Annotated in this window: 9 protein-coding genes; 1 reads left to right on the top strand and 8 read right to left on the bottom strand. The window is 68.0% G+C overall.

Features of this window, described 5'->3' with window-relative positions; genetic code table 11:
* Window positions 1-2,988: S8 family serine peptidase (locus GH736_RS10530; RefSeq protein ID WP_159602927.1), on the top strand; the 2,988-nt coding region annotated here is incomplete at its 5' end.
* 199 nt (window positions 2,989-3,187) lie between these two features.
* Here GH736_RS10530 and GH736_RS10525 read toward each other — a convergent pair.
* The 8 genes from GH736_RS10525 to GH736_RS10495 all read right to left on the bottom strand — a co-directional run.
* Window positions 3,188-5,530, bottom strand: a complete 2,343-nt coding sequence (locus GH736_RS10525; RefSeq protein WP_159602925.1) for a DEAD/DEAH box helicase — start codon at window positions 5,528-5,530, stop codon at window positions 3,188-3,190.
* Window positions 5,530-6,792: a hypothetical protein gene (locus tag GH736_RS10520; RefSeq protein WP_159602923.1), complete on the bottom strand. Its 1,263-nt coding sequence runs from the start codon at window positions 6,790-6,792 to the stop codon at window positions 5,530-5,532. Before GH736_RS10520 ends, GH736_RS10525 begins: the two co-directional genes overlap by 1 nt.
* A gap of 443 nt (window positions 6,793-7,235) precedes the next feature.
* Complete coding sequence (locus GH736_RS10515; protein ID WP_159602921.1) at window positions 7,236-7,697, bottom strand: Tad domain-containing protein; 462 nt, start codon at window positions 7,695-7,697, stop codon at window positions 7,236-7,238.
* Window positions 7,694-8,152, bottom strand: coding sequence for a hypothetical protein (locus GH736_RS10510; RefSeq protein ID WP_159602919.1), 459 nt, complete (start codon window positions 8,150-8,152; stop codon window positions 7,694-7,696). The genes GH736_RS10515 and GH736_RS10510 overlap by 4 nt, the downstream gene beginning before the upstream one ends.
* Window positions 8,127-8,507, bottom strand: coding sequence for a TadE family protein (locus GH736_RS24950; RefSeq protein WP_235933986.1), 381 nt, complete (start codon window positions 8,505-8,507; stop codon window positions 8,127-8,129). The genes GH736_RS10510 and GH736_RS24950 overlap by 26 nt, the downstream gene beginning before the upstream one ends.
* Before the next feature lie 50 nt (window positions 8,508-8,557).
* The gene (locus tag GH736_RS24945) at window positions 8,558-8,725 is read right to left on the bottom strand and encodes a hypothetical protein (protein WP_235933983.1); all 168 of its coding nucleotides are present in this window, start codon (window positions 8,723-8,725) and stop codon (window positions 8,558-8,560) included.
* Between the two features lie 60 nt (window positions 8,726-8,785).
* Complete coding sequence (locus GH736_RS10500; RefSeq protein ID WP_159602915.1) at window positions 8,786-9,733, bottom strand: type II secretion system F family protein; 948 nt, start codon at window positions 9,731-9,733, stop codon at window positions 8,786-8,788.
* On the bottom strand, window positions 9,721-10,317 hold a 597-nt coding region (locus GH736_RS10495; RefSeq protein WP_159602913.1), incomplete at its 5' end, for a type II secretion system F family protein. The genes GH736_RS10495 and GH736_RS10500, both read right to left, overlap by 13 nt.

Below are 10,317 nucleotides of genomic sequence, written 5' to 3'. Positions count from 1 at the left end.
CTTCGTGTACTTCGGTGGGAGCCCGATCGGTCAGGGCACGGCGACCGGGAACTCGCCGGCGCGCATCGTCATCGACGACCCCCGGCCCGGGACGTACTACATCGTGGTCGCCGGCGTCAGCGTGCCCCGATCGTCTCGATGAGCCTCGGCTCCTCCGAGGCCTCCGACGGTGAGGACCTGCTCGCCGAGGCGCTGAACACGGTGGCCGAGCAGACCGGCACGCTCTTCGTCGTCGCCGCGGGCAACGCGGGCGCGCCCGAGGCCATCGGCTCCCCGGGCTCCGCGGCGAGCGCGCTCACGATCGGCTCGGTCGACGACCCGAGCGGCGCCCTGTCGTATTTCTCGAGCCAGGGCCCCCTCGCCCGCTCGGGTGCGCTCAAGCCCGACCTCTCCGGTCCCGGCAACAACGTCACGGCCGCCCGCTCGGCCGACAGCCCCGGTGAGGGCGCCTACGTCGCCAAGAGCGGCACGTCGATGGCCACGCCGCACATCGCAGGTGCCGCGGCGATCCTGAAGCAGCAGCACCCCGAGTACACCGCCGCCCAGCTTCGCGCCGCGCTCACGAGCACGGCGACCGACACCGGCCTCACCCCCTACCAGGGCGGCACCGGCGTGGTGAACGTGGCCGCAGCCGTGGCCTCCGACCTCGTGGCATCGGGCTCGGGCGACTTCGGCATGCTCATGTGGGGCGAGGAGCCCGTGCCCGTAGTCCGCACCATCGAGTACGCGAACCGCGGCCCCGCCGAGGTGACGGTGTCGCTCGACGCGACGCTCGTCGACACGACGCCGGGCGGCGGCGAGGAGGGACCCGGCCCCCTTTCGGCGGGCGCGGCATCCGACGTGCTCAGCCTCGACGCCGACTCGCTCACCATCCCCGCCGGCGAGACCCGCACGGTCAGGCTCACGGCCGACCCGGCCGCGGTTCCCGCGGGCGTGCAGCTCTCGGGCGCGCTCGTCGCGTCGATCGACGGCGAACCCGTCACGCGCACGGCCCTCGGCATCATCGCCGAGTCCGAGCGCTACGACCTCGAGGTCACCGCGACCGGTCTCGACGGCGAGCCGACGCAGGCCGTCGGCTGGATCTGGAACCCCGAGACCAAGTGGTACGACTTCGTGCAGGTCGACGGCAGCACCACGCTGCGGTTGCCCGCGGGCGCGTACTCGCTGATGTCGTACATGGATGTCGCACCGTCGGCCGACTCGCAGGGCGTCGCGCTCGTCGGCGACCCGCACGTGGTGCTCGACGGGTCGGGCGCGGCGAGCGTCGCCCTCGACGCCCGCGCCGCGAAGAAGGTCTCGGTCGATGTCGGCGAGCGCGGTCTCGAGGCGCTCGTGATGCGCATGGACTACCTCGTCGACGGCTTCGGCGGCAGCGTCATCGCCCCCGTGTGGGCGGATGCCCTGTACGCCCAGCCGCTCGATGCGTCCGACGCCGAGGTCTTCGACTTCACGACGCGCTGGCGCCTGCAGCACCCGAACCTCGTGCTGAAGTGGGGCTCGAAGACGCTCGACGTGACGAACGCGCCCGGCGCGACCATGCGCGACTTCGGGGCGAAGGGCGCCATCGCCGTGGGCCTCGGCTCCGCCGAGGACTTCGCCGCGGCCGACGTGCGCGGCAAGGTCGCGGTGGCACTGCGCTCCGACGGGGTGACCCCGTCGCAGCGTGCCGCCAACGCGGCGGCGGCGGGCGCGGCCCTGCTCGTGGTCGTCAACGACGCCGACGGGGAGTTCAACGAGTGGGTCGCGGCCGACGACGGCACGCCGGCTCCGATCGGCGTCGCCACGATCAGCGGCGTGCAGGGTCGTCAGCTCCTCGACGCGCTCGCCGCGAAGAAGGCACCGGTGACGGCCACGGGCGTCGCGAACTCGGATGAGCTGTGGGACCTCGTACGCTACAGCGACGGCGAGATCCCGTCGGACCTGGCGTACCGGCCCACCGACCTGGCGCGCGTCGACACGACCTACCACGGCCGTGCGGGCGACCTCGTCGGCGAGTTCCGGTTCGACTTCACGCCGCACCAGTCCTCGGGCATCGGCTACCCGCAGCGTGCAGCCCGCGGCGTCGAGCGCACGGAATGGGTGAGCACCACCGACGTCCTCTGGTACCAGGACGTGTTCCTCGTCGACGGCACGTGGGGCATCCGCGACGTGCGGCGCTCGTTCGAGCCCGGCTCGGTCAACGAGACCAGCTACTTCGGGCCGATCGTGCGTCCCTACGTCGGTCGCGGGTTCTGGGCGCCGAACCGGCAGGGCTCGTCCGTGCAGGTGAACGTGGCCTCGTGGGCCGACGGCGGAGAGCCCGAGCACACCGGTGGGTTCGACACGTGGGCCGGCATCCCGGGAGTCGTGCAGCACTCCGAGCTCTACGTGAACGGCGAGTTCGTGAAGGGGTCGGAGTACCAGGGCCTGAACTACGACGGCCTCCCCGACGGCGACAGCGAGCTGCGCATCGTCAACGTCGCCGAGCACGACGGAACCTGGCTCGACTCGTCGACGTCGACCACGACCGAGTGGACGGTCACGTCGACCGGCACGGCCGACGAGTATGGCGCACAGCTGCTGCCGATGCTGCAGGCGACGTACGACGTCGAGGTCGGCGCCGACGCCAGGGTGGGCGACGGCCGCAGGAAGGGCGCCACGGTGCCCCTCGGCTTCGCGGTCGGCCACGTGTCCGGTGCGACCGGCAGTGCCATGGTGACGGATGCCACGCTCGAGGTGCGCCTGCCCGGCGGCGACTGGAAGCCCGTCTCGGCGAAGCTGGTCTCGGCCGTCGACGACGGCCCCGGCGACCCGATCACCAGCCTGTTCGCGAGGGGCCGTGCCTACGTCGCCTCGTACGAGGCCGACCTCCGGGTGCCCGATGCGGGCGGCTGGGTCGACCTGCGGGTGACGGCGACGGATGCCGCGGGCAACACGTTCAGCCAGGAGATCGAGCGCGCCTTCGAGGCCGCGCCCGCGAAGGGCGCCGGCCACCGCGGACGCCCGTGATCGGCTGACGGCCGCGTGGGCTGGGCCGGGACGAGCGCAGCCCACGCACCACGACGGCCCGGGCGATCGGAGAATGTCGCCCGGGCCGTCGTGCGTTCATGGCCGCTTTCATTCGCTCAACGTATCTGTGAGACGACCTGGCTGCATCTCAATCAGGGTGGTTTGGGCGAAGCGCGACTCCTGATCGCATGCAAGCCGACTAGAGGTCTAGGCGCTGGACCTCCCAGGTTTGCCTTGGAAGGAGTTGCGCGATGTGGTCGACAATCGTCATCGGCACCGCACTGATTGACAGTTGTGATCTCCAACTGGCAATCGCGACGAAATGCTCCTCGAGGGGGGTCTTGCCGAGCAGTCCCAGGAGCTCGGCCCGGGCGCCCTGGATCCAACCCGACTGAGCCTCGTCAAGGAGGTAGGCGATCGAACCAGACAACGGCAACTGAATCCGGATGGCCTCGGCCCATGCGGTCGGAGTCGCAATGTAGGCGGACAGGATGTCATTGCGATTGACCGCGTCTACAAGAAACGAGTCGAGGTCGAGAGGCACGCGGGGCCGATAGTGCAACGTAACGTATCGAAGCCAGGTGGTGTGGGTTCCCGCGTTGTACGGGCGGGATTCGCCTCCAGGGTATTCGCGGTCCTTGATCTCCTTGCGGGCGTATTCGGCGGCATTGATGAGGTCCATGTAGGACTTCCAGGTGCTGCCGGGCGCGGCGTCCGGGATCATGTGGGCACGGAGGAACTGTTGCGGTTCCTTGATGTCTTCTTGTCGCAGCGAGACGTCATTGAACACATTGAGAAAACGCGACCACTCATCGTCGTCCACGAGAATCGCGTCCCACGGTGACTTGCTCACGTAGGTCGCGAGGGAACCGTAATAGTTTATCCCGCTGAGCATTAGTCGCACGTCGGATCCGGCGCCGATATTTCGGAGTTGGGCATCGATGCGGCTTCTGACGGATTGACGGATGTTGTGTTCGTCGAGCAGACGGTGGATCGTCTCCACCAGTTCGTCGGCTGTCGCGTACTCGAGATCGACCAACTCGGGGCGCAGTTCGTCCGAGATGTCTTGGTAGAGCCAGCGTTGATCGAAGTAATACTGCAGCGGCGACTCGCGGAGTTGGACGACGTGCGCGCGCCGCTTTCCGGGGGCCCAGCGTAGCGCGCGACCGGCTACCTGCATCAGGTGGGCGATGCTCGTCGACGGGTAGGTCACGACGGCGGCGTCGATGGATGGATCGTCGTAGCCCTCGCCCACGAGGCTGGAGGTGGCGATCAGAATGCCGGCCGGCTTGCCCGCATTTTCGTCGAGGGCGTCGGACGCGTCGGAGACACCGTAGCTGTTTCGTCCACCGTGCACATAGGCCACGTCGTCTGCGGTCAGGGGGTGGTTGGGCCTCGCATCGAGAAGCTCAGACACCGCCTCGTAGAGCCGCTCCGCGCGTTCCTGCATGGAAACGGCGACCAGCACTTTGCTGAAGTCTTGTTCGGTGCGGTCAAGGAGGTAATCGGCGAGTTCGGTTAATCCCGACGCGGCGGACCAATCTAGACCGGTCATGTCGAGTGGCGGGTCAAAGATCGGTTCAATGACGCAGTTGCGTTCGAACAAGTCGCGATAGGTGATGGTGTACCCGACCCGGTCGATGCCGATGGGGAGTTTGTCCGCACGGACCGGGGTCGCAGTGAGGAAGAGCGCGGGAGCGTCCGACGCGAAGATTGGCGCATAGGACGCGGCGGCGGCATGGTGTGCCTCATCGAGCACGATGACGCTCACCTTGCCGTCAAGTTCTTCCAGCGTGCTGACAAGATCACCGATCATGACGAATCGGATCCGTTCGAAGATGGTCGCGGCGTCCTCGGGCAGGTTTCCGCCTTCCTTGAGAATTTCCTGCAGGCTCCGGCGAGCCTGTCTCGCCAACCGGCGTCGGTGCGTGATCCACACAGCCGATTGGCCCGGTTGGTCACTGCGGGCAAGGCGCTCGAGGATGACGCGAAGCCCAAGGCGGGTCTTTCCCCCACCGGTCGGAACAATCAGACCTATTCGGTTGTCGGTCGGCCGCACGAGAGATTCAACAATTCTGGAGACGGCGACATCCTGCCACGCCCAATCAGGCAACCCACTTCGAGTCGCCGACGAGACCGCTGGCGGGGCAGTGGACGCGTCAGGCAGCGAGCGGCGAATGACCGCTGCGGGCAGTCCGAGGGCGACCGAAACCACTGTTACACAATCCTCTCCCGAGGGGACCGCTGATGCGGCGGCAGCGACACGCTCTTCGAGATCGACGTAGCCCTCCGCATCCGTGGCGACGGTGGCATCCGCCCTCTCGAGACCCGCCTCCAGAGCCTCAAGGGTTGCGTCATTAATCGTCCGTGAAGCATCCTCGGCGAGGAGACCGTGGATCCTGTTCGGGTAGATTCGCTGGCCCGACATACCTGACAGTTGTTCCGCGAGAGCGTTGACACTCCCGTATCGCCGCAACTGGCGGACAAGTCCGTCCACCACCGCTTGGACGCGCGGCTCGGAGAGGTGGTGTCGCTTAGCCATTACGCCTCCGTCGAGTCGATCATCTTGATGAAGATGTCGGACTGGTCCCGGAGACGCTCGAGCTGGACGCGGAGTGCGCTGCCTTCGGTGGCGAGGCGCTCGGCGGTCAGTTCGGAGAGCCGCTTGAGGAGGTCATCGATGATCGCCTGCGGCTTGCGCTTGGTCTTGTGGCTGAGCCACTCTGCCTCCACCTCGGCCATGGGACGTGCGGTCTCGGGAGCGCTGACATCGAAGTTGGTTGCGAAGTCTGTACCGTTCGCCTGGTCGTACTTGTGCATGTCATCCCAGACCTTGATGTTCTCGTGACGGAAGAACACATTTGGGTTTTCGTCGGCACTGCGACCGCGAGGCAGCTTAAAGACCCAGTCGAACAGCACTTGCTCACTCTCCGCACTCAGGGCGCGGTCGTCCTCCCCCAAACCCAGTTGGTCGCGGACCCATGGCTTGCGGCTAATGAGTTCGAAGAGGTAGTAGTCCGTCTTCGAGAACGCCTCCGCCTCGGGAAGTTCGTCCTCGAACTCGGCCTTGAAGTGGCCGAACCAACTCGCCGCCTTCAACTGCCGCTTCGTGGACGTCGGGCTCAGCGACGCCTCCGCGGCGACCGCATGAATGACGTCTGCGTCCCAGAACCCACCAACGCCCGCACCGTGCTTGTCCTCAAAGACTTGCTCGTAGCGACCCAGCAGCCATAGGTCCTGTGCGTAGTTGCCCCAGTCCTTGGCACCATTGATGTGTCGTACCGCCAGAACGCGGGGCAACTTTCGTCCGAGTTCCTCGACAGTATTGGCATCGACGGGGACAACCGTCAACTCATCGGTGTCAGCCTTGATCTGCCGGATGTGTGCCACGAGGTCGCGCTGCGCCTTCAGTTCCTCCACCGGATATGTCGAGGCACGCTTCTCCATGCGCTCGAGCTTCTTGACCTGCTTGTCCAGTTCGACCGTGCGGATCTTCCACAGCGACACCAGACGGCGATTTCCTTCAACGACCACGTGGTGATCGCTGCCATCGGCGGGGTGGTCCCAGGTGATGATGTTGTCGATCGGCATCCAGCCCTGTCCGATGATCGCCTGCACCAGCGCGTCGGTCTCATATGCGGCTTCGCCGAGGAACGTCATGATCTTTTCGCGGACGCCCTCATCGAACAGACGGTCGCCGTCCATGTAGCCCGGCAATTCGTCCAGCGCGAGGCGCGGGTTGTTCGGGTCGGGGAACAGGTTGTCGAATGGTACCTTCACCGACGCCCGCAGAAACTTTTCCATGTTTGCACTCCTTCAATCGCCTATTTCGTGTTTATGGATCATCCTATCGCATGATCCATAGAAATGGAACAGTACGGTTCTCGCCGCTCTCCCAGGGATCCACGCCCGAGAGGCCACGAGGCTCGCACGGGTGCCCGTCAGCTTGGCTGAATGCCGAGCAACTATGTCCGGACCGGCTGCGCGTCCTCGAGGTCGAGCGCGACTGGCCGCAGTTCCACGCTCCCGAGAATCTCGCGAAGTGCATCGCGATTGAGGCAGGTGAACTACTTCGGGGCTTCCCGTGGAGCGCTGACGCCGACCCTGACACTGTTCGCTGGGGAATTCGCGGAAGTGCTCACCTACTGTCTACTGCTGGCAGACGGCCTCGGAGTAGACCCGGGCCGTCGTGCGTTCATGGCCGCGTCGGCTCAGTGGAAGGCGTCGCCTCAGTGGAAGGCGTCGGCTCAGTGGAAGACGGAACGCGCCGTCACCGTCACCTCGATGGGCACGATGAGCGGCACGAGCTCGGTGGAGAGCGGCGCTCGCCAGACGGAACGCAGGGTCACGGTCGCGGTGCGCCCGTCGTCGGAGGCGGCGCGCACGAGCTCGACCTCGTCGAGGTCGGTCGCTGCGGTGGCGAGGTAGTCGGCCGCCGCCCGGCGCACGTCGTCGTCTCGCAGGTCGAACTCGAGGCGATCGCCGTCGATTCGCACCGCGTCGAGCGGCCACGCTTCCGCACCGGCCAACGCGGCCCCGTCTGCCACGGTGAAGAGCCGCTTGCGTTCGAGGTAGAGCGTCGTCGCCGAGGCGACGAGCATGACGATGGTGAGCCCGAGGAAGCAGTAGAAGATGGTGAGCAGGAGCGTCGAGCCCTGCTCGTCGCACGCGCGTCGCGCACCCGGGCGGCGTCGAGGGGGCGACATCATCGGCGGCCCGCGAAGCGCGACACGGTCTGCGTCGCACTCGCCTCGATCGGCACGCTCGCGACCGCACTGAGCGCCAGCACGTGGGGCACGAGCGGCAGCTCGACACGGGCACGCACGGCGACCGTGACGTGCGCGCCCGCTTCAGTGCAGTCCGCCCGATCGCAGGTCACCGACACGGATGCCGCCTCGGCATCGATCCCGTAGTCGTCGAACGTCACGCGCACGGCGCGCTCCACGGCGGCATCCGGTCCGCCGGTCTCCGCGCTGAGGACCGCGACCCGTGCCGCCTGCCGCGCTGCGCCCTCGATGCCGAGCGCCCCGGCCTGGATGGCGGCCACGGCGAGCACCAGGTAGACCAACGGCACCAGCAGGAGGACGCCGACGGTGAGGAATTCCAGCGAGGCGGTGCCGTCGTCTCGACGGAGACGATCACTCCAGGGTCTCGGTCGAAGCATGTCCCGACACCTCCAGCCCGTGCGGTACGCCGAGGAGTCCGATGACGGGCAGTGTCGTGCGCACCGTGATCTCGACGGCCGGCACTCCGCCGATCGAGGTCGTCCCCGCCGTGACGTCCTGCCCATACTCGGATGAGATCGCGGCGGCGATGAGGTCCCGGGTGCGGGCGGCTCCGTCACTCGGCGACGACCCGGCCAGTGCCGCGTACCTGGCGCCCTCGGCCGCGGCGTCGAGCACGGTGTTGCGCACGTGCAGCGCCAGGGCGAGTTGCACCACGGCGAGTGCCAGCACCGTGAGCAGGACGCCCACGAGCGCGAACTCGGCGACGGCGGATCCCCGCTCGTTGGCGAGCAACCGGACGAGGCCGCACCGCAGGCCAGGAAGGCCATGGAACCGCGGTTCAGCTAGAACCCGGTCACACGACCGATCGCCTGGTCGAACACGCCGCTGAGGGCCGGACCCGCGAGGCCCCAGATCACGATCACCAGGCCCGCCGTCATGAGGGTGATCAGCACCCAGCCGGGCACATCGCCCCGCTCGTCGCGCAGTCGTTCGAGCAGCCGCTCTCGCATGTTCGTTCCTTTCGTGGGCGCGATCGCGGTGGCGCGCGCATGGTGTGGTGTGGTGGCGCATCAGAACCCGGTCTGCAGCACGAGGTAGCCGGGAAACAGGGCGAAGGCGACCGTGACGGGCAGGATCAAGAAGATCAGCGGAACGAGCATCGCAATCTCCTTGCGACCTGCCAGCTCGATGATGGTGCGCTTGGCCTCGTCGCGGGCATCGCCCGCCTGCGACCGCAGCACCGCGGCGAGCGGCGCACCTCGTTCGAGGGCGCCGAGGATCTGGTCGAGGGCGCGTGAGAGTGCCGGATGATCGAGACGGTCGCGAAGCTCCGCGAGCGCGAGGCTGAGGGGCACGCCGGTGCCGACGGCAGACACGACGCGGGAGAATTCGGACGGCAGCTCGCCCTGTCCGGCTCCGGCGATCCGCCGGAGGGCATCGAGCATGCCCTCGCCCGCCGTGAGGCTGAGCGTGAGGAACTCGAGCACGGTGGGAAGCTCGGCCGAGACCCGCGCGAGCCGGCGACGAGCTCGACGCTGCAGCAGCCAGTCACGCAGTGCAGCACCGAGTGCCGCCCCGATCACCGGCATCGCGACGCGCGCGATCGCGGGCAGCGCGGCGAACGTCGGTGCCGCGATCGCGAGCGCAGCGCCGACCACGAACGCCCCTGCCGCCCACGTGAGCTGCTCGCCTCGGAACCGCTCGACCGACGCCATGGAGCCCGACTGGTGGAGCCGCTTGGCGATCACCTCATTGCCGCCCAGCCACTCCGTGGCGATGGCCCTGACCCGCTGCGCGAGCGGCGCGACGACGACGCCCAGGACCGGAGCCGGCCCCGACGGACGCCGCGCCAGCATGGCCCTCGCCTCGGCGGAGAGGTCGGCGACGTACGGCGCGACGCGTTCCACGAGACGCGGCCGCCCGAGCCTCGGGACCGTCGAGACGATCAGCCACAGGCCGAGCCCGAGGATCGCGCCGAGGACGAGTCCGATCGGCGAGATCGCATTCAGCGAAGCCATCGACGCTCCTCGGGCAGACGGCCCAGCGCGACCATCAGGCGATACGCCACGATCGTCACGACGACGCCGACGAGGATCAGCGTCGACCCCGCCGCGGAGTCGTATGCGACGAGGGTCTCGTGCCGAGACGCGAGCACGACGAGGAGCAACCAGGGTGCGGCCACCCCGAGGCGCGCTGCGTTGCGGATCCAGGACTGGCGTGCGATGACCTCGGCGCGGAGCGCCGCGTCTTCGCGAAGGTAGCCCGAGAGCCCGCGCAGCACCGCCGTGACGTCGCTGCCGCCGACCTCCCGTGCCATGCGGAGGGTCTCGAGCAGCCGGTCGGCAACCGGGTCGGCGAGCGTCGCCTTGAGCTGCTCGAGGGAGAGCACGAAGTTGCCGCTGCGCTCGTAGTGCACGGCGAACTCAGCGAACGCCCGCCGAGTGGAGGCGGGTCCGAGTTCGGCGAGCGCGGCGACGCTCTCGGGAAGCGACATGCCGGCGCGGACGGACGCCACGAGGTGATCGACCACGTCGGGCCACACCGCCCGGTTCGCCGCTCGTCGCCGCGACGCCCGGCCGCGCACCGCGAGTGGGACGAGCGC

It is taken from the genome of Agromyces humi, from assembly GCF_009720255.1.
Classification (GTDB): Bacteria; Actinomycetota; Actinomycetes; order Actinomycetales; family Microbacteriaceae; genus Agromyces; species Agromyces humi.
The sequence above is the reverse complement of the archived record's forward strand: the minus strand, read 5'-3'. Positions and strand labels throughout refer to the sequence as shown.

Excerpts from the sequence above, each read along its gene's own strand:
- GH736_RS10515 (WP_159602921.1), bottom strand. The coding sequence starts at position 7,697 with ATGATGTCGCCCCCTCGACGCCGCCCGGGTGCGCGACGCGCGTGCGAC.
- GH736_RS24945 (WP_235933983.1), bottom strand. The coding sequence starts at position 8,725 with ATGCGAGAGCGGCTGCTCGAACGACTGCGCGACGAGCGGGGCGATGTG.
- GH736_RS10500 (WP_159602915.1), bottom strand. The coding sequence starts at position 9,733 with ATGGCTTCGCTGAATGCGATCTCGCCGATCGGACTCGTCCTCGGCGCG.
- GH736_RS10525 (WP_159602925.1), bottom strand. The coding sequence starts at position 5,530 with ATGGCTAAGCGACACCACCTCTCCGAGCCGCGCGTCCAAGCGGTGGTG.
- GH736_RS10510 (WP_159602919.1), bottom strand. The coding sequence starts at position 8,152 with ATGCTTCGACCGAGACCCTGGAGTGATCGTCTCCGTCGAGACGACGGC.
- GH736_RS10520 (WP_159602923.1), bottom strand. The coding sequence starts at position 6,792 with ATGGAAAAGTTTCTGCGGGCGTCGGTGAAGGTACCATTCGACAACCTG.